The organism is Verrucomicrobiaceae bacterium, assembly GCA_016713035.1.
GTDB lineage: Bacteria > Verrucomicrobiota > Verrucomicrobiia > Verrucomicrobiales > Verrucomicrobiaceae > Prosthecobacter.
The window spans coordinates 1,203,492-1,221,591 of record JADJPW010000001.1 but is presented as its reverse complement, the minus strand read 5'-3'; the positions used below and the strand labels follow the sequence as shown (position 1 = coordinate 1,221,591).

Here is an 18,100-nt window from a genome sequence, read left to right as displayed (position 1 = left end):
AACTGAGCTGCTGGGTGATTTTTAGGTGGATGAAAGGACGGAAAACCTTCAGCATCCCGGCCCTCATGACTCCCTTCGCTGTCACCGCCCCGTCTTTTGATTCCTGGCCGTTCGTCGTCCTCGCTTTGAGCGTGGCATTCATCATCATCGGCATTAGCAAGCTACGCATGCATGCCTTTGTGGCGCTGGTGCTGGCGGCGCTGCTGGCGGGACTACTCACGAATAAGGAATCCTGGGACATCGTGCAAAAGGATGGCTCCAAGAAGAATCTGACGTCCATGGTGGGCGTGGTGGAGATGGTGTCGAAGGGGCTGGGCGATACGGCACGTGACATCGCCATCTCTATCGCTCTGGCGGCGATCATCGGCATGTGCCTGATGGAGAGCGGTGGTGCGGATAAGGTGGTGCGGCGCTTTTTGGCCTTCTTTGGTGAAAAAAGAGCGGGCTGGGCACTGCTGTGGAGCACCTTCGTGCTGAGTGCGCCGATCTTTTTCGATACGATGTTCATGCTGATGGCTCCGCTGGCCATGGCGCTGCGCATGCGCACAGGAAAGGACTACACGCTGTACATCATGGCGGTGTGCTGCGGCGGGACGGTGACGCACTCGATGACGGTGCCGCATCCGGGCCCGGTGGCGGTGGTGGAGGATCTGCATCTGAATGTGGGTGAGTCGCTGCTGGGCGGGCTGCTCATCGGTGCGATCACCTGCACCTTCGGCTTCATGGTGAGTCAGTGGCTCAATAAAAAGACGGTGGTGCCGCTGCGTCCCGGTAATGGCGTGAATCTCGATGAGCTCCAAGGCGTTAGTGCCAAGCCGGAGAGTGAGCTGCCGAGCTTCTTCTGGAGCATCACACCGGTCATTCTGCCGATCCTGCTGATTAGCATGACGACCCTTTTTGAGCTGGCGCATGCTGGTGCAGCGAAAAATGCCGCCTGGGGTGTGGCGATGGTGAATGCCCTCGGTGGCGAGCATGGATTCAGCGCAGTGCGTGCCTGGGTGGACTTCATCGGGCATAAAAACATCGCGCTCTTCATCGGCGCGGCCATTTCGCTCTTTGTGCTGGCCAAGCAGCGTAAATTCGGACTCAAGAAGCTGGAGGATCTGGTCGGGCCACCGCTAGAGACTGCGGGGATGATCATCCTGATCACGAGTGCAGGTGGGGCCTTTGGTGCGGCGCTGCGTAGTGCTGGCGTGGGCGATGCCGTGAAGGCCGTGGCGCAGGGCTATAGCCTGAATTTGATCCTCCTGGGCTGGCTGGTGGCTGCGGTCGTGCGTGTGGCACAGGGCTCTGCCACCGTGGCGATGCTGACGACTTCCTCGATCATGGCACCGATGCTCGCGGGCGGTGAGCTGGGCTGCCATCACGTCTATCTCTTCACGGCGATCGGTTTCGGAGCGATGTTTTGCTCATGGATGAATGACAGCGGTTTCTGGGTGGTGAATCGCCTCAGTGGCATGACCGAAAAGGAAACCCTGCGCACCTGGAGCGTGCAGCTCACGGCGGATTCTGTGATCGGGCTGATCGTGACTTTCACGCTGAGCAAGCTGCTGCCGATGGTGTGAGGGCACCCCCCCCCCCCCCCCCCCCCCCCCCCCCCCCCCCTCCGAAAACCAACTAGGTGCCTTCTGCGGCAAGCATCCTGCGCTGCGAGCGTTTTTTCGGGTGATCTATGAAGAAGACCATCCTTTTCTTGTTCGCTTGCGCCATCGCCTGCGCGGCACCGTCGAAACTCATCGTGGAGGAGAATGCCAAGCCGGGTGCGGATGATTGGCAGCTCACGCGGGTCAAGCTGGATACGCGGGATGGCATGCGCTGCTCGGCGATCGAGGGCTACTGCTCGCGGCAGAGTGTGAAGGCTGGCGATGCGCTGGATATTTACGTCTCCACCAGTCCGGTGAGTCGCTTTAAGCTCGAAATCTTCCGCACAGGCTACTATGGCGGCAAGGGAGCCCGTTTGGTCAAAGACTGCGGCGAGTTCCAGGGTAGTGTGCAGGGGACGCCGGAGCCTGGAGCGAAGGATTTGCACGAATGCCGCTGGAAAACGACCACCACGCTGCAAATCCCCGCCGATTGGCTCAGTGGCGTGTATCTCGGTAGGCTCACGACATTGCCCCAAGAGGCGGATGAGCCGTATTGGCAGAGCTACGTCATTTTTATCGTCCGGGATGGCCGCGCAGCGGATGTGCTCTTTCAGTGCAGTGATAACACCTGGCAGGCCTACAATCAGTGGCCGTCGCATTACTCGGTGTACACGCACCCGAAAGGGAATCAGGGGCCGTGGGCGGATGTGAGCTTTGATCGGCCCTATGGCCGTCAGTCGCAGTTCACCGGCATCGTGAATGATCCGCTCTCGGTCGGCTCCGGTGAGTTTTTGAGTTTCGAGCAGCCGATGAGCTACTGGCTGGAGCAGCACGGATATGACGTCACGTATTGCTCAAACAGTGACATGCTCACGCCAGAGCATGGGCTGCGCTGCAAATGCTTCATCAGCATCGGCCACGATGAGTACTGGGACATCCGCCAGCATGACAGCGTGGCAAAGATGCGTGATGAGGGCGTGAACCTGCTCTTCCTCTCTGGCAACAGCGTGTGCTGGGTGACGCCCTTTCGCGAGAGCAGCCTCGGGGTGCCAAATCGCATCATCTTCCGTGGTGGGCCGTATGGCGGCGACCAGCCCTATGTGAAGGAAAGGCATGAGAAGAATGGCCCATTTCCACATACTGGGCCGGATGAGGGGCTGCTGATGGGGGCACGCAATAAAAGCCCGATCAATGGCGGTGGCGATTGGATCATCACGCAGCCGGAGCATTGGATCTTTGATGGGACGGGGGTGAAAAAGGGTGATCGCATCCCTGGGCTCGTCGGCTGGGAGTATCACGGCGATCCAGCGGCGATTCCGGCACTGGAAGTGGTCGCGGCTGGCAAAGCGTGGGTCGGGGGCGTGAAGCCCTCCACATGGGAGGCTACGATCTATCCGGGGCCGAAGAATAACTTCGTCTTCAATGCCGCGAGCATCTTTTGGTGCCAGGACTTGTCGATGCCGCCGGGGCATACATTGCCGTGGTCGCATTGGAGCCGCCCGCATGGCCCAGATGCACGGGTGCAGCGTATCACGCAGAATCTGCTCCAGAAAGCGGGCTGTGAGTCCTCGCTGAAGTAGAGAGTGCTCCTTGTAGCTGCGTGACCATAAAACGCGGCCTTGATCCGGGAGGGCGTAACCCTTATCTAGCGCACGTTATTTTCAGACACCGCGTCTCATGTCTAAACTCGATTTTCTCTCTCCAGGGCTGCAATTTGGCCTTGAGCACATCTCTACCGCCGGGTGGGTCGTCATCGGATTGCTGCTGCTGCTTTCTGTTTGTGCGTGGGCAGCTTTACTGGCGAAGCTGTTCCTCATCCGTCGTGCGCAGAGTGCGAATTTGATGTTCCTGCGTGCTTTCCGTGAGAGTGGGCATCCGCTGGCGCTTTTCCAAAAAGATGAGCACTATGAGCGTTCACCGCTGGATCTGATCTATCATGATGCTTGCCGTGAGATGGCCTGGCATCTGGTCGGTGTGGATGAGCCTGGGGAGAGCTTTGCAGCGCGGTTGCAGGGAGCAGGGCGGGTGACGCCTTCACAAATGAGTGCGGTGCAGACCGTGATGGAGCGCGATGTGGCGCAGGCAGCCCTGCGGCTGGAGTCACACCTGGGGATGGCATCTGCGGCGGTGAATGCGGCTCCCTATCTGGGCCTGCTGGGCACGATATGGGGCATCCTGGATGCTTTCACAGCGCTAGTGAAGCAAGGCGGCGAGCTGGGCATCTTTGCTCTGGCTCCAGGGGTATCTGCGGCGCTGATCACCACGCTGGTAGGCCTGATCGTGGCGCTACCAGGTATGGTCGCATTCAATTACATCGTCAGTCGTGTGCGGGGGATGATTGTGCGGTTGGATAATTTCGCAGCAGAGCTCTCGGTCGCCCTAGATCGAGCGTTTGTAGATCACCGCTTCACGGCAGAGCCACTGCCATCTCTGGGCGCATTCGGAAGCCCTAGCATGCCAGCTTTTGGCGGTGGAGCTGCATCCGTGACCGCCCCAGTGCCAGCAGCACGTTGAGAGACCGCCTTTTCCCATGAAACGCTACTCGAACAGGCATCTACCCCGCCTCATCACTGAGATCAGCCTCGCTCCGCTGGTGGATCTGGTGCTGGTGCTGATGTTCGTCTTTGTGCTAGCGGCTCCTTTACTCAAAAATGAGCCTTCCTTGCTGAGTGCGCGGGGTATGCGCCCCCAGTCTGCCGCAGTCCCCGCGCCACAGAGTAGCGTGCGGCTGTTTGTCTTTAAGGATGGCTCTGTCACACTCGATGGAGCGATGCTGCCACGCACGAATCTGCCCAGCGCCCTCAAGGAGCTAGCCGCGAAGCGACCGGAAGTGGGAGTGGAGCTGCGCATGCACCGTGCGCTCGATATGCAGCAGCTCGCCGAGATGATGGATATGCTGAAGGAGGCCGGAGTGAACCGCACGGCGATCGCTACCCATGCGGATGAGCCATGACACGATTCTTTCTCTGATCACCAAGATGAAACGCCCGCAAGTCCTGCAAATCGAGCCGCTGATCCCGGCCTTCCTCATCGTCACCGCGATGCATGTGGTGGGTGGCGCAGTGGTGGCATGGAGCTGGCAGCGGCAGCATGCCGGGCTGGTGCAGGACACGCTGGTGTGGATGAGTCCGGCGGATTTTATCAATCACTTGCCGCTAGCGACTGATAAGCCGCTCTCTGTGGCAGCGAATGTGCCCAGCAAGACACAACAGCCCAAGGTAGAGGCCCCAGCATTGCCAAAAGCCACCCTGATCGCAGCCCCAGCGGCACCACCCATGCCGCCAAAGCCGGAGCCTGCTCCCGAGGCACCTGCGAGCACTGCGAAAGCCCCCGTGAGGGAGACTGCGGCACCACTTTTTGCCGGAGCTGCGGTGCCAAAGCCTGCCGCGAACCGCAGCATCACCCTGCGCCGTGCTCGGCCCCCTGCGCCATCGCCCGTGGCGGTGTCCAGCACCACCGTCAATACCGCACCGCCGATGCAGAAGGCCAGCCTGATGGACATCGCCCGGCTCAATACACTGCGTCCGCCCGAAGCGCCGAAAATGCCCGCCACAGCGCCAGCCCTAGAGCCGCTGCCGCCGGGGCTGAACATGGATGAGGTGGATAATGCCGTGAACTCCGCCTTCTACACGGCATGGACAGCTCCCGCTCTGGACGATGTGCTCTCGAACCAGCGTGCTGCCACGCTGACGATCTCTATCGACCGCAGTGGACGCATCATCCGATCCCAAATGACCTCTCCATCCGGCTCGCATGCACTGGATAGCTCCATCCTCGATGCTGCGGCCCGCACACGCCAAATCCCGTCCAAACTTCCTTCGCAATTCCCGAAAGAGAGCTACGATCTAGAGTTAAATTTCATCCTGCTTCCATGAACCGCCCTTTTCCGTCGTTGCTCCGACTTGCCGCCTGTTTGTTCGGGCTGGTCTGCCTGCCAAATATGGCGGCAAATGCCCAGGAGAGCACCCCAGAGCCCGCCAAGGCATCCTGGTGGCGGCGGATTCCGGGGATGGACTTCTTCTCCGATGCGGAGGCGGCAGAGGCAGCCGCCAAGATCAAAAAGCCACTACCGCGACTGCGCCTAGGAGCGTTCTCTGGCAGCACTGGCAGCAGTGCCAGATCGAGCCTGCGGGAGGAGTTGCTCTCCTCGCGGGAGTTCTTTGTCGTGCTCGACTCAGCACCGGCGGATTTTGTCCTCACGGGCAGCTCCGTGGGTGGCCGCGTCGAGGGGCTATTGAAGGATGCAAAGGGGAAGCTGCTCTTCGAGCGCAGCTACGCCGCACCGGGGCTCGATGAGAATGTGAAGGCGCTGGCTGACGATGTGATCTTCAGCTCCACCGGGCGACCAGGGCTGGCGACGAGCCGCATCGTCTTCGTCAGCGACCGAGGTGGCTCGAAGCAAATCTACATCACGGATGCAAGTGGTAGTGATGTGCAGCAGCTCACGCATGAGCGGCACGGTGCCGTGGCACCCACCCTCTCTCCAGATGGCTCCATGGTGGCCTACACGACGTATCGCAGCGGATTCCCCAGCACGCGGATCATTGACATTCATTCCGGCTTCGATCGTGCCATCAGTGACACGCCAGGCGGGAGTCACGGGGCGGCCTTTTCGCCAGAGGGCTCGCGGCTTTCGCTGGTGATGAGTTTCATCGGCAATCCAGAGATTTTCATCACAGATCTCAATAGCAACACAGCTGCATGCGTGAGTGACAGCATCGGGGCACCCGGTAGCCCCTCTTGGCACCCCGATGGGCGGCGTCTTGCTTACTCGAACGACGATGGCCGTGGCCCCGTCATTTACATCGCCGATATTCCACAAAAAGAAGGCGAGGCAGCACGACTGGCCCGCTGGCGCAGTGGCTGGAGCCAGAGCACCGATCCTGAGTGGTCGCCAGATGGTCGGCAGATCGCCTTCACCGCCCGCAGTGGTGGAGAATGGGTCGTGGTGGTGAAAAGTTACCCCGCAGGTCGTGCCAAGCTCGTGCAGGCAGGCGGGGCGATGCACCCGAGCTGGAGCCCGAATGGGCGCTACCTCTGTTACACGCATCATGGTGAGCTCTGCGTCCATGACATCGCCGCTGGCACACGGCGGGTGATCGTGAAAAACCAAGGACACATCACCGAACCACGCTGGATGCGTTAAGGAGGCCCCATCTGGGAAAAAGCATGTTCAACACACTCACTCTCAATATCACGGTGCGGCTGCTGTCCGCTAGTATGGCGCTGCTAGGCCTCACAGCCTGCTCCATGCTGCCTGGAGGCACTGTGGGCAGTGCAGATGAAGCCTCTGTCATCTATGCGCTGCCGCCTGCGGCGGGCTTCTCCTCACCGCTAGACACCACGCTGCGCACGGCATGTGCACCGCTTGATTTTGAGGATAGCAGTCTCGGCGTCACGAGCGAGCATGAGGAGGTGCTGGCCCAGTTCGTCGCTCTCACGCAAAAAGAGCCCAAAACGCGTTACCTCGTGGTCGGATACACCACGCCTGATCTGCCAGAGGATCATGCACGCGTGCTGAGTGATCGCCGTGCTTTGGGGGTGCGCCAGCGCCTCATCGAGCTGGGCGTGGAGCCGGGCAGGCTGCAATGCGCTGGCTTTGGCAATGATTTCGCCCGTAGCAGCCACTCACGCCATGTGGTGCTGATTTATCGGCAATAATCGCCGTGGGCCTTCGGTGCTTCATGCTGGCATCAGCACAGTGCTCAAAACAACTGAGCACTGTGCAATGAAATGCCGACTAGTGCTTGGCAGCGGGAGCGGCCTCTTTGTGCTCTGCGGCGGGGGCAGCATGGGCATCTGGTGCCGCGTGGGCATCAGGGGCTGCATGGGCAGCGTCATGCTTCTCATGCATTCCTTCGTGCAGTTTTTGGGTGCTTTCCCAGGAGTGCTTGCCACAGGAGCCGCAGACGAAGATGAAGGCAGCGAAGAGGAGAGTGGTGGTTTTCATGGTGGAATAGGGGATGTGGAGGTGCTGGGGGATCAGACTTGGCCAAAGATGGTCTTGCCCGTGCTGCGGAGGTCGTCGCAGGCTTGTTTCATACGGTCGCAGAGGCCCTGTTCGCCTTTTTTCAGATAACCACGGGGATCGTAGGCTTTTTTGTCGCCCACTTCGCCGTCGATCTTCAGCACGCCAGCGTAGTTCTTCATGACGTGATCGACGATGGGGCGGGTAAAGGCGTATTGAGTGTCCGTGTCGATGTTCATCTTGATGACGCCGTAGTCGAGCGTCTCGCGGATCTCCTCCAGCGGGGTGCCGCTGCCGCCGTGGAAGACGAGGTCCATCTCTGCGGAGGCACCGTATTTGGCGGTGACGGCAGCCTGGCCATCACGGAGGATTTCTGGCTTCAGCTTCACGGCACCGGGCTTGTAGCTGCCGTGCACGTTGCCGAAGGTGGCAGCGAACATGAAGCGTCCGAGCTTCGAGAGCGTTTCATATACCACGACCATGTCCTCAGGGGTGGTGTAGAGCTTGTCATTGGCCACGCCGCTGGTGTCGTGCCCATCTTCCTCGCCACCGACGACGCCGGCTTCCACTTCCAGGATGATTTCGAGCTCGGCGCACTGCTTCAGCAGCTCGACGCTGGTTTTCATGTTGTCGGCCAGAGAGAGCTCACTGCCGTCAAACATGTGGGAATTGAAAAGATTGCCCTTTCCGGCCTTCCTGCGTGCTGCGGTGGCGGCGAGCAGTGGCTTGAGGAACTTCTCCACGTTCTTCGGGTGGCAGTGGTCGGTGTGGAGGGCGACGAGCACATTGTGGCGCTCGGCCAGAATATGCGTGGCCTCGGCCAGCACGATAGCTCCCAGGGCCATGTCTTTCACCGAGGTGCCAGAGGCGAATTCGCCACCGCCTGTGGAAATCTGGATGATACCGTCGGATTTGCTCTCTGCGAAGGCCTTCAGGGCTCCGTTAATCGTAGGCAGGGAGGTGACATTGATCGCAGGATAGGCATAACCGCCTTTCTGGGCGGCATCGAGCATGGCACGGTATTGGGCGGGGGTGGCGACGGGCATTCTGGTAGGTTTTTAGGGGATGGAAAGTGGGCGACAGGAGCCAGAAACGGGCCAAGCGCAACAGCAGAGGTCATGGAGGTGAAGACGAAAAAGCCACAGAGGGTGACTCTGTGGCTCAAATCGTGGACTCGCAGCTTTCGGCGGGCTTTTACCGCAGAGCGGCCTTCCACTCGGAGACGCGGCCATTGCGGAAGCTCACGACTCCTGACGTGTAGGGCACATAGACGATGTCGGAACCCATGCCAAAGGTGGGGCCCCAGCCATATCCCGGATAACCGTAGCCCCAGGGGCCATAGCCACCCATGCCATAGCCATAGCCATATCCCATTCCCATGCCGAAGCCGGTGGTCATCACACGCACTGGGCGCTGGCTCTGATAGGTCCATTGCTCGATCTCACGGCCACCGCTACGTCCGACGGATGTCTGTGAAGGCAGCCCCCAGGCCAGGAAGACGGCCTCCTTGTTCATGCCCTCGCGGATCGCACCATTGGTGACTAATTCACGGTCCTTGGGGCTCAGGCTCATGAATTGCTGCGGATTACGCTCGATACGCTTTTGTGGCGTATTGTTGCTGGCACAACTGGTGACGAGCATGGCGACCAGCGCGGCCATGGCGAGACGGGTGAGCATGAGGAGGGAGGGCTTTTTCATAGCAACGTAGCAGACCACGATTGCGTATTTGTGTTCAAGAGGAATTTCGGTTTGGTCGGCGATAATCCCCGCACCATGAAAGCCATAGGTTATTGCCAATCTCTGCCCATCGAGCACGCAGACTCCCTCATCGACTTCACGGCACCCGAGCCCATCGCCACGGGGCGTGATCTGCTCGTGGAGATCCGTGCTGTCGCCGTGAATCCCGTGGATGGAAAGGTCCGCCTGCGGGCCCAACCACCGGCTGGACAGACCGCCATCCTGGGCTGGGATGCCACAGGCATCGTGCGGGCCACCGGGCCGGACTGCGTGCTCTTCAAACCGGGCGATGAAGTGTGGTATGCAGGTGATGTGACGCGTCCTGGCTGCCAAAGTGAGCTGCACCTCGTCGATGAGCGCATCGTGGGCCGGAAGCCGCGATCGCTCGGCTTTGCCCAGGCTGCGGCACTGCCCCTGACCAGCATCACGGCCTGGGAGCTACTGTTTGAGCGCCTGCGCATCCCGGCGGGCAAGCAGCCGCGCGGTGAGAGCCTGCTCATCATCGGCGCGGCAGGTGGTGTCGGCAGTATTTTGACCCAGATCGCCTCACGCCTCACAGCCCTCACCGTCATCGGCACTGCTGCGCGGCCCGAGTCTCATGAGTGGGTGCTGCAAAACGGAGCCCACCACGTCATCGACCACACACGGCCACTTTCAGAGGAGCTGCGCCGCATCGGCCATCCACAGGTCACGCAGGTGGCGGCACTCACGCAGACGGATAGGCATTGGGCGCAGATCGTGGAGTGCCTAGCGCCGCAGGGCCACCTCTGCCTCATCGACGATCCGCCCGAGATCGACGTGAAGCTGCTCAAGAAGAAATCCATCGCCCTGCACTGGGAGCTGATGTTCACCCGCAGCATGTTTCAGACTCCAGACATGATCGCGCAGCACCAATTGCTGGAAGAAGTAGCCGCTCTAGTCGATGCCGGCATCCTGCGCAGCACTTACGCCCAGCATTTCGGGAAAATCTGCGCGGAGAATCTCAAGAAAGCCCAGGCTCTCATCCAAAGTGGTCAATCACGCGGCAAGATCGTGCTGGAGGGTTTTTAAGCCCACTCACAGTCCCTCGATGAAGCTAATGAGATCCGCCATGTCCTCAACGGTCATGCCGGTTTCCAGCCCCTCGGGCATGAGGCTCTGGCCGCTGGAGTTGCTGCCTTTGATGTCGCTGCGCTGGAGGGTCTTTTCGATGCCGCCCATCATCTTGATGGTGACGCTAGCGGCATTGTCATTGCTGATGATGCCGGCGAAGGTCTGGCCGTCTTTGGTATTGAAGGTGTAGGCGATGAATTGGGAGGCGACTTCTTTGTGCGGCATCAAGATGGCCTCCAGCAGCGCCTCACGGCCCTTTGTCTTCACCGTGATCAAATCCGGTCCGACGGCGAGTCCGGTAGCTCCTGCTTTGTGACAGGCAAAGCAGCGTGCCATGAACTGGACTTGGCCCTTTGCCGCATCGCCTTTCGCAGCGACGGCCGGTTTGAACTTCGCCGCCATCTCCTCGCGTGACGGCGGAATGACGGCTGCGAGGGCTGTTTTGGCCGCTACGGCCACTTTGGGGGACTTGTGCTTGATGAGTGACTGCACCTGCGCTGCGGAGAACGCTTCTGGCTTCACTACCTTCGCCTCCAACAAAGCCACCGCGCGGTCATCCCGCGCCAAAAGCGCCTCCAAAGCCGCCGTTTTGGCCTTCGGGCCATAATGCAGCCAATTCGCGATCAAAGCCGCCGTCACGTCTGCGGAGCCAATTTGCGCCAAAACACGAATTGCAGCGGTTTGGATGCTCTCCGGCTGTTTTTCGCCCAAACAGGCGATGAGGGCGTTGAGGGCTTCTTTGGACGATGACACTCCGAGGAGTTCGATGGCGTCGAGACGGTTATTATCGGACAATGAATTGTCTGCGACTTGCTGAATCGACCGAGCGAACAGTTTGGCGAGCTCTTTATCGCGATCTTGCTTTTCGATGGATGTTCCAGCGTGCTTGAGGCCTTCTGCCAGAGCTCGTATGACTTCAGGTTTGGGAAACTGAACGGTCACTTGCTTCATGAGTTGAGGGCCGAGTTGGCTCTGAGCTTCCGTCACCTGTGATGCGGCTGATTTGACCAGCGCAGCAACCGCACGTTCCGAGCCTCGGTCTGAGGTGGAAAAGGTTTGGCTCATCGTGTGCAAGACGAGTCTGGAAATCTCAGGCGGGGCCGACAGAATAGCGGACTCAAGCCAAAGGTTGCCACGCTGTGCATCCAGCACAGTCGCCATCCGCTGATAGATGTCCCACGCGGCGGTTTGGCCAGTTGGGGTCTGAGAAATGCTTCCAACCGAAAGCAAAGCCTGAAAACGAACACGGGCATCAGCGTCAACGAAGAGATCAGGGATCAAGGCGGCGGCTTTTGAGCGAGATTCTTCGTTTTGAACGAGCTTCTCCAGTTTCACGATCACTTTTACTTTCACCCTCGCGTCCGTGTCTTTGAGTAAGCCAACAAGAAAGTCGAGTTGTAAGCTTTGCAGTCCCTCCAATGCTCCGAGTGCATGCAGTTTAGCCAGGGTGTTGTCGCCAGTCAGCACCTTCTCCAGCATCGGCACGGCGGCTTTGTCCTGACGCTCGAAGAGCAGGCGCTGCGCGGTGTCGCGGTGCCAGCCGTTGGGGTGGGCGAGGAGTTTGACGAGCTCTTCGGTGCTGGCCCCGGCGATGTTGCCTTTGCGCTCTTCGCCTTTCGCTCTTTGCCAGCCTTCCGGCACGATGCGGTAGATGCGGCCACGGTTGTTGCCGCTGTTCAGGTCGATGTGCTTTTTGATCTCATCGGGGATGCTCCAGGGATGCTCAATGACCTCGCGATACATGTCGCAGATGTGCAGGCAGCCGTCGGGGGCATTCGCGAAATTCACGACGCGGACCCAGGTGTCTTTGGAGGCAGCGAATTCGAAGCCGTGCTCGTCGTCGGGGCGCTTGCCGATCAAGGAGATGCCGTCGGCGCTGGGTTTGATGATTTTGCGATGCACGAGCTGGCCACCTGCGTCGCCGGTGAAGCTGTTGTTCACGAAGTCGGGGCCGTAGGCGTCGCCGCGATAGATGGTGGTGCCGGTGGCTCCGGTGAAGTAGCCGCTGACGCGTCCGCCGCCTTCGACGGCTCCTTTGACGACGCCGGCGATGCGCCAGCGGGTGCGGATGATGCGCCAGGGCTCATCCGGGCTGAGGCGGAAGACCTCCGCAGCGCCGCCATCGGCCGCGATGCTCTGTTTGGCAGGCGGCATCTGGTAGTAGGGATTGCGGTTCGCATACTTGTCGTCGTAAACCCAGTATTGAAGGTGGTCGCTGTTCGAGCATGCGAACTTGCGGCCGTAGTTGTCGAAGCTCATGCCGTATTGCGCTCCGCCGCCTTCGAGCCCGAACTCGAGCGTGCGCGGATCAAACCAGAAGTCCTTCCCGCCGAGCTCGATGCCCTTCAAATCGCCACGCTTCGGGCTGGTGATGACGCCGCGATTGCCGCCACCGGCGAGGACGTGCACGCGATTGTCCTGTCCCCATTGGAAGCTGTTCATGAGGCCTTGCACGTTGAGGATTTTCAGCCCGGTGCCGAAGCCCGTGAAGACTTTTTCGCGCACCTCGGCTTTGCCGTCGTCGTCCTTGTCCTCAAAGCGCCAGATGTCCGGCGTGGCGCCGACAAAGAGGCCGCCATTGGCCCAGATGAGGCCTGTAGGCCACGGCAGGTCGTCGGCGAAGACCTGGCTGGTCTCGTAGTAGCCATCGCCATCTTTGTCCTGGAGCATGGAGATGCGACCGAGGTGCGGCGTCACGTCCCGCATCTCGCTGTAGTCGATCATTTCGCAGACAAACATGCGCCCACGCTCGTCGAAGCAGATGGCGATGGGATCACGCACCTGCGGCTCATGCGCGGCGAGCTGGAGCTGGAAGCCTTTTTTGACCTGCCAGGTGCCGATGGCGTCCTTTGGCTCCATGGCAGGATAACGCGGCAGGTCCTTGGCCGGATCGACCGCGACAGCGTTCTTCGTTTCGCCATAGGCCTTGGCGTAGGTAGTCTTGGTCTGGATTCCGTCCTTCTGGGCAAAGAGCGAAGGGCAAAGGGCAAAGAGGATGATGGCGATCCGTTTCATGGTGTGTGGAAAGGATACGGATGCGGGCGTAGCGATGCGCTACGGAAAGTCCCGCATGGTGGTATTCTTGTGATGGCGGCCCTTTTTGCCCGGAAGGCTGCGGTGGGTGGATTACAGCTTGGTGTATCCGACGCTCTCGCAGGGGAGGTCCCAGAGCTTTTTGAGCTCTGCGTCGAGCTTCGTGATGCTGAAGCTGACGCCGGCCATCTCCTGGCAGGTGACAATGTTGTCCACGATGGTTTGGTGGACTTTGAGGCCACGTTTTTCCAGGATGGGACGTGCGGCACGCAGGAGGATGAGCAACTCCATCATGTGGGTGCTGCCGAGGCTGTTGACGAAGAAGACGATCTCGTCGCCAGCGCCGAGTGGGAGGTCATCGGCGAAGAGGAGGTCGAGGATCTTCGCCGCGAGCTCGTCTGCGGTGCACATGGGGATGAGGCCGACGCCTTTTTCACCATGGATGCCCATGCCGAGTCCGATGACGTCGTCTGCGAGTTCGAAGGTGGGCTTGCCCGTGGCGGGGATGGAGCCGGGCTTGGTGGAGACGCCCACAGTGCGGGTCATATCGACGGCTTTCTGGGCGATGCGGGCGAGTTCATCGAGTGAATCAACGGTCTGTGCCGCTGCGCCAGCGAGCTTCGTGATGGGGACGAGTCCGGCGACGCCACGGCGCTTATCTTTTTCTGCGGGCGGTGCGGAGCACACGTCGTCATTGATGATGACGGTTTTGACGGTGATGCCCTCCTCTGCGGCGAGCTCGGCCCCGATGTCGAAATTCATCACATCACCCGCATAGTTGCCATAGAGGAAGAGGACACCTTTGCCGCGATTCACCGCCTGCGTGGCCTCCAGGACGATATCTGGCGGTGGTGCGGCGAAGATTTCACCGACCGCAGCGCCATCGGCCATGCCTTTGCCGATGAGGCCGTGGTAAATAGGCTCATGACCAGCACCGCCACCAACGAGGAGGGCAGGGGCATCTGGCCGGAGTTCGTTCATCACGATGGAGCGGGTGCCGACGCGGCGTGCTTTGCCGTCGTAAGCGAGGACGAGTCCGTCAAACAGCTCGTCGGCGCACTTGAGAGGATCGTTGATGATTTTTTTAGCAGGATTGGCGTGGCTCATGGGATGAAAAAGTAATATAGGCTAGGAAAGCGCAGTTCTAGGCGCTGAATGAAAAACTGGCAAGGATTGCGTGCAAACCAGACACACAACACCGCCCGCAAGGGGCGGGTCGTAAACCAACAGAATCCAGAGCCCGCCGTCCCCCATGTCGCCCTGCAACCTGGCCTACGTCCGCGAGCACGGCGGCATTTTTGAATCCGAGTGAAAAAGGCCTTTGCACGCCCCCCCCCTTGTTCGCCATCTTAGCTAAACGTTCACCCTCTTCATGCCGCAGCGTTCAAAAAACCTGCAATAGCATAGCAAACCACAAGCATAGTTACTTTATACTTTATCCCCAAAAAGGTCATCGTCGTTCCTGGGGAGCTGATGAAAGTGGCGGTGTGATGGAGGAGCGACGAGTCGTCGCTGCTCCATGGGAGCTGGATGCTTATTTTTTCAGTTTCGGTTCGCCGATGCCGAGGGCGTCCAGCTCCTTGCGTGCGGAGGCTAGATGCTCCGGGGTGACGAAAAGCATGGCGTAGGCGTTGCCTTCGCGGGTGATGAAGGCGGGCTGGCGGCCCAGTTTGATTTCGTTGTTGAGTTTGGATTCCATTTCCTTCTCACCGTAAAAGACCCACCAGGAGTAGCCGCCCCTGAAGTCCACTTTGTTGGAGAAAAGGGCACGCCATTTGTCACGCGGGGCGTTGTACTCGAAAAAGAGGATCTGCTGCCCCTTTTTGCCCATCGCTTCGACATGAGCAGTGATGTCCTGATTGGTCATCCATTCCGTGAAAAGCTTTTCACGCTCCTTGCCTTTGGCCGCAGCCACTTTGGATGGGTAGGAGAGTCGCACATCGTCCTTCGCGGAGAGCGTCGAAACAGATGAGAATGTGACGACAAGGCCCAGTCGGAGAAAAGAACGTGTATTCATGCAGCAGCGGAATACCACGAAACCCGCGAAAAGGTCAAGGTCGGTGAAAATGGCCACGGCGAGTTCGGGCTGGATGGTCCCAATCAGGTTGAGTCTCACGATTGACTCAACACGCGTCAGACGGTAACGTCAGACGCATGAAGACCATTCCTCTCCGCACCTTACTGCGCGACCCGAAGTCCGTGAAGATAATGACCAGCAGTGGTCATGCCGTGCGCATCACGGATGGAGGTGCCGCTTTGTGGGATTTGACGGCACCGGTGATTCATTCGGAAAAAGATAGCGTGTCCCGTGAAGTGCTCTGGGAGCAGCATTTTGAGGATTTGCTCGGTGGTGGTGAAATGCAGTCAGGAATGCCCTCGCTCGATCAAGTGCTGGAATTTTCACGTGGGGAACGCTGATGAAGACCTACGCGGACACCAGCTTTCTGGCCCGGCTTCTGATTCATGACGCGGACAATGCGTCTGCGGTGGATGCTCACCGGAGCCTAGGGAGGCCGTTTTTGATCTACACACCGTTTCATCGCCTCGAAGTCACGAATGCGCTGCGTCTGCGCACCTTCATGGCCTCTAACGCAACCTCGGCGATCAAACGACGGGCGAAAATCGAAGAACAGGAAGCTTTACGCCGCCTGAAGTGGTGCCTGGCGAAAGGCCTGTTCCAAGCCACACCGATGCCTTGGGAGTCCGCCATCGAGCGGGCCGTTGAGCTTTCCACCGCACACTGCCACCGCATCGGCCTGCGCAGCTTTGACCTGTTTCACGTCGGCGCTGCCGTCGAGCTCCAGGTGAAGCATTTCATCACCTGCGACCTCCGCCAGGCCGCGCTCGCGAAGGCTGCGGGCTTGAAGGTGTCGCTGGTGCGGAGGGAGACGTGATTGTGTTTACACCTTGGTCGCGCCGCGTTTAATCACGGAAACTGATAAAAGTCTTTAATGGCGTCAATCCAGGTGGGCGGCAATGGATGGTAAGATTGCCAAGACGAATCGTGGATTAGCAAAGCTCCGAAACCCATGAGTAACAATGCGATGGTAGCGATTGTGCGGAGGCGTAGTAGACCAGTCATTACGCGAATTTGTGTTGGATAATTGATGCTGAATTCTTTCCAATTGCCATTCACGTCGTGGCTGCGGGCATTGCCCGCCAGAAAAAGCATGCCCAGTCCCGATCCCGCAATGGCCCACTGCGCCCAATGCCACGGGGTAATATGAGACCAATCAATCGCGAGTAGGATTCTAAGAGCAACGGTTAATGCAGGGATGCTCTGCAACTGACTCCACGAGGCTGCATTCGAGTAATGCAGGATCAGGGAGGCAAGCACAAGAAGTACACTAAAGACAATCAACAACCTCTGAAATGGATTGGTCCAAGGCCAGCATAGCGACTGCTTTTGCTGGGATTCAACTTCGGTTAGCTGTGCAGGTTTGAGTAGATAGGCTAATGGCCACCAAAACCAAGCAGTGGCCTTGATATTGAGACGATAAAGAAAGGCAGGGAGAAAAAAGCATACTCCAAGGAGTGGAACCAAGGTAAATAGTTCGGCTTTACCTTCTTTGTCGAATTTGGCGTTTTTCACCATGAAGAGCAACCCGTCGGAAGTGAATTCATTAAATGGAAGGCCCAGACTTCTGACTCCTGGTATCAATTCTGCGGGATGTGTTGAATCAATTAGAAATTGGTTCTCGCGCCAATTGTTGGGCAGATACTTGATCCCGTGATGTAAAGTAACTGCCGTTGATATAACGCGAAGAATCAAAGCACGCAGAGTAAATCCTAGCGCCAGCCCGATCGCGTTAAAGGCCATCAATGTCCAAGATAGCAATGGACGACTTTTATTTAAACTACCGCCTTGTTGAAGGTACTCTGCTGCAATAACCGCCAATGACCCAATAATGGAGCTAACAATTACAGTGATGCCAGCAATGTTGCCACCCCACAAAAAAGCAGGCAAGATTGAGCCGACTATCGTGCCAATCAACGGCACATGCAAAACTATTGGGATTGAATCTAACGCAATCTGTAACCCCCAGACAGCAATCACAATTACATGAGCAACTAGAATCAAAACCAGTCCTGCGACGAAATAACCTAGGATTGATTGCAGCCCTTCCAAATTGCTGAGCCAAGTTACAGTGACCAATTTGGTGAAAGCGAGACCCAATCCAAAAAATATCAAGAAAATGAATCCGATCCAAATGCGGTTTGAAGTAAGATGAGACTTATCAACAGAAAGCCTGATAAAAGGGGCGGATGAAAACCAGTGCGCGCCTAGGGCAATAGATTTCGGTGACCGCAGGAGAAGCATTGGGGCGACAGCAGCGCTACTCAGTAAATGCCAGTGAGTATCGAAACGAATCGCGATCCACCAGTATAAACACACGGCGAAGAATGTCTCGACGCAGGCAAGAACAGATACGGCTCCTTCTTTCTGCGAGCTTACTGTGGAATGCCACACCCACTCTTTTTCTGCGCCTAGCGAGGCCAAACAGTTCGATGGCGAATTTGCCGGTGCAAAACTAGAAGATTCTTGGTAATCTTGCTGAGGGCTTGGCATGAAGAGTATTTGTTACGGTCTGCCACCGATTCGACGCTGGACCGCATTATAAGCAATGGAAAAGAAGAACCCCTAAATCCATTGGTGAGCCAGTGCGAGAGACTGGGCTACTTCCCA

16 protein-coding genes and 1 pseudogene are annotated in these 18,100 nt (G+C 58.5%); 10 read left to right on the top strand and 7 right to left on the bottom strand.

What is annotated here, in order from left to right:
* The first annotated feature begins 65 nt into the window (after positions 1–65).
* The 7 genes and pseudogenes from IPK32_05300 to IPK32_05270 all read left to right on the top strand — a co-directional run bounded on the left by IPK32_05300 (position 66) and on the right by IPK32_05270 (position 7,244).
* Positions 66–1,565 (top strand): hypothetical protein, encoded by a 1,500-nt coding sequence (locus IPK32_05300; protein ID MBK8091411.1) that lies wholly within the window; start codon positions 66–68, stop codon positions 1,563–1,565.
* A 170-nt stretch (positions 1,566–1,735) separates the two neighbouring features.
* Positions 1,736–3,163 (top strand): annotated as a pseudogene (locus tag IPK32_05295) (hypothetical protein).
* Between the two features lie 97 nt (positions 3,164–3,260).
* Positions 3,261–4,097 (top strand): MotA/TolQ/ExbB proton channel family protein, encoded by an 837-nt coding sequence (locus IPK32_05290; protein MBK8091410.1) that lies wholly within the window; start codon positions 3,261–3,263, stop codon positions 4,095–4,097.
* A gap of 16 nt (positions 4,098–4,113) precedes the next feature.
* The gene (locus IPK32_05285; protein MBK8091409.1) at positions 4,114–4,536 is read left to right on the top strand and encodes a biopolymer transporter ExbD; all 423 of its coding nucleotides are present in this window, start codon (positions 4,114–4,116) and stop codon (positions 4,534–4,536) included.
* A gap of 25 nt (positions 4,537–4,561) precedes the next feature.
* Positions 4,562–5,458, top strand: a complete 897-nt coding sequence (locus IPK32_05280) for a TonB family protein (protein ID MBK8091408.1) — start codon at positions 4,562–4,564, stop codon at positions 5,456–5,458.
* Positions 5,455–6,729: a PD40 domain-containing protein gene (locus tag IPK32_05275; GenBank protein MBK8091407.1), complete on the top strand. Its 1,275-nt coding sequence runs from the start codon at positions 5,455–5,457 to the stop codon at positions 6,727–6,729. The genes IPK32_05280 and IPK32_05275 overlap by 4 nt, the downstream gene beginning before the upstream one ends.
* 23 nt (positions 6,730–6,752) lie before the next feature.
* Positions 6,753–7,244, top strand: coding sequence for an OmpA family protein (locus tag IPK32_05270; protein MBK8091406.1), 492 nt, complete (start codon positions 6,753–6,755; stop codon positions 7,242–7,244).
* A gap of 79 nt (positions 7,245–7,323) precedes the next feature.
* On the opposite strand, the gene IPK32_05265 is transcribed toward IPK32_05270, so the two are convergent.
* The 3 genes from IPK32_05265 to IPK32_05255 all read right to left on the bottom strand — a co-directional run bounded on the left by IPK32_05265 (position 7,324) and on the right by IPK32_05255 (position 9,249).
* A complete protein-coding gene (locus IPK32_05265) occupies positions 7,324–7,533 on the bottom strand; it encodes a hypothetical protein (protein ID MBK8091405.1) in 210 nt (69 codons plus the stop codon).
* A gap of 32 nt (positions 7,534–7,565) precedes the next feature.
* On the bottom strand, positions 7,566–8,597 hold the full coding sequence (fbaA, locus tag IPK32_05260; GenBank protein ID MBK8091404.1) for a class II fructose-bisphosphate aldolase: 1,032 nt from the start codon (positions 8,595–8,597) through the stop codon (positions 7,566–7,568).
* 148 nt (positions 8,598–8,745) lie between these two features.
* Entirely contained in the window at positions 8,746–9,249 is a 504-nt protein-coding gene (locus tag IPK32_05255; protein MBK8091403.1) for a hypothetical protein, read from the bottom strand.
* A gap of 75 nt (positions 9,250–9,324) precedes the next feature.
* On the opposite strand from IPK32_05255, the gene IPK32_05250 reads away from it, so the two are divergent.
* Positions 9,325–10,338 carry a zinc-binding alcohol dehydrogenase family protein gene (locus IPK32_05250; GenBank protein ID MBK8091402.1) on the top strand — a complete coding sequence of 338 codons (1,014 nt, stop codon included), beginning with the start codon at positions 9,325–9,327 and terminating at the stop codon, positions 10,336–10,338.
* 6 nt (positions 10,339–10,344) lie between these two features.
* On the opposite strand, the gene IPK32_05245 is transcribed toward IPK32_05250, so the two are convergent.
* From IPK32_05245 to IPK32_05235, 3 genes are all read right to left on the bottom strand, one after another.
* Positions 10,345–13,395 carry a HEAT repeat domain-containing protein gene (locus IPK32_05245; protein ID MBK8091401.1) on the bottom strand — a complete coding sequence of 1,017 codons (3,051 nt, stop codon included), beginning with the start codon at positions 13,393–13,395 and terminating at the stop codon, positions 10,345–10,347.
* 111 nt (positions 13,396–13,506) lie between these two features.
* Entirely contained in the window at positions 13,507–14,520 is a 1,014-nt protein-coding gene (locus IPK32_05240) for a dihydroxyacetone kinase subunit DhaK (GenBank protein ID MBK8091400.1), read from the bottom strand.
* A 427-nt stretch (positions 14,521–14,947) separates the two neighbouring features.
* Positions 14,948–15,529 carry a hypothetical protein gene (locus IPK32_05235; protein ID MBK8091399.1) on the bottom strand — a complete coding sequence of 194 codons (582 nt, stop codon included), beginning with the start codon at positions 15,527–15,529 and terminating at the stop codon, positions 14,948–14,950.
* Positions 15,530–15,567: 38 nt separating this feature from the next.
* On the opposite strand from IPK32_05235, the gene IPK32_05230 reads away from it, so the two are divergent.
* Both IPK32_05230 and IPK32_05225 read left to right on the top strand, forming a co-directional pair.
* Positions 15,568–15,831 carry a hypothetical protein gene (locus tag IPK32_05230; GenBank protein MBK8091398.1) on the top strand — a complete coding sequence of 88 codons (264 nt, stop codon included), beginning with the start codon at positions 15,568–15,570 and terminating at the stop codon, positions 15,829–15,831.
* Complete coding sequence (locus IPK32_05225; GenBank protein ID MBK8091397.1) at positions 15,831–16,307, top strand: PIN domain-containing protein; 477 nt, start codon at positions 15,831–15,833, stop codon at positions 16,305–16,307. The genes IPK32_05230 and IPK32_05225 overlap by 1 nt, the downstream gene beginning before the upstream one ends.
* 32 nt (positions 16,308–16,339) lie before the next feature.
* Here IPK32_05225 and IPK32_05220 read toward each other — a convergent pair whose 3' ends face one another.
* The gene (locus IPK32_05220; GenBank protein MBK8091396.1) at positions 16,340–17,983 is read right to left on the bottom strand and encodes a hypothetical protein; all 1,644 of its coding nucleotides are present in this window, start codon (positions 17,981–17,983) and stop codon (positions 16,340–16,342) included.
* Positions 17,984–18,100 lie beyond the last annotated feature (117 nt).

Bases quoted from the DNA above. Each gene is read 5' to 3' on its own strand.
- IPK32_05290 (MBK8091410.1), top strand. From the start codon at position 3,261: ATGTCTAAACTCGATTTTCTCTCTCCAGGGCTGCAATTTGGCCTTGAG.
- IPK32_05220 (MBK8091396.1), bottom strand. From the start codon at position 17,983: ATGCCAAGCCCTCAGCAAGATTACCAAGAATCTTCTAGTTTTGCACCG.
- IPK32_05245 (MBK8091401.1), bottom strand. From the start codon at position 13,395: ATGAAACGGATCGCCATCATCCTCTTTGCCCTTTGCCCTTCGCTCTTT.
- IPK32_05265 (MBK8091405.1), bottom strand. From the start codon at position 7,533: ATGAAAACCACCACTCTCCTCTTCGCTGCCTTCATCTTCGTCTGCGGC.
- IPK32_05225 (MBK8091397.1), top strand. From the start codon at position 15,831: ATGAAGACCTACGCGGACACCAGCTTTCTGGCCCGGCTTCTGATTCAT.
- IPK32_05300 (MBK8091411.1), top strand. From the start codon at position 66: ATGACTCCCTTCGCTGTCACCGCCCCGTCTTTTGATTCCTGGCCGTTC.
- IPK32_05255 (MBK8091403.1), bottom strand. From the start codon at position 9,249: ATGAAAAAGCCCTCCCTCCTCATGCTCACCCGTCTCGCCATGGCCGCG.
- IPK32_05270 (MBK8091406.1), top strand. From the start codon at position 6,753: ATGTTCAACACACTCACTCTCAATATCACGGTGCGGCTGCTGTCCGCT.
- IPK32_05230 (MBK8091398.1), top strand. From the start codon at position 15,568: ATGAAGACCATTCCTCTCCGCACCTTACTGCGCGACCCGAAGTCCGTG.
- IPK32_05285 (MBK8091409.1), top strand. From the start codon at position 4,114: ATGAAACGCTACTCGAACAGGCATCTACCCCGCCTCATCACTGAGATC.
- IPK32_05280 (MBK8091408.1), top strand. From the start codon at position 4,562: ATGAAACGCCCGCAAGTCCTGCAAATCGAGCCGCTGATCCCGGCCTTC.
- IPK32_05250 (MBK8091402.1), top strand. From the start codon at position 9,325: ATGAAAGCCATAGGTTATTGCCAATCTCTGCCCATCGAGCACGCAGAC.
- IPK32_05240 (MBK8091400.1), bottom strand. From the start codon at position 14,520: ATGAGCCACGCCAATCCTGCTAAAAAAATCATCAACGATCCTCTCAAG.
- fbaA (MBK8091404.1), bottom strand. From the start codon at position 8,597: ATGCCCGTCGCCACCCCCGCCCAATACCGTGCCATGCTCGATGCCGCC.
- IPK32_05275 (MBK8091407.1), top strand. From the start codon at position 5,455: ATGAACCGCCCTTTTCCGTCGTTGCTCCGACTTGCCGCCTGTTTGTTC.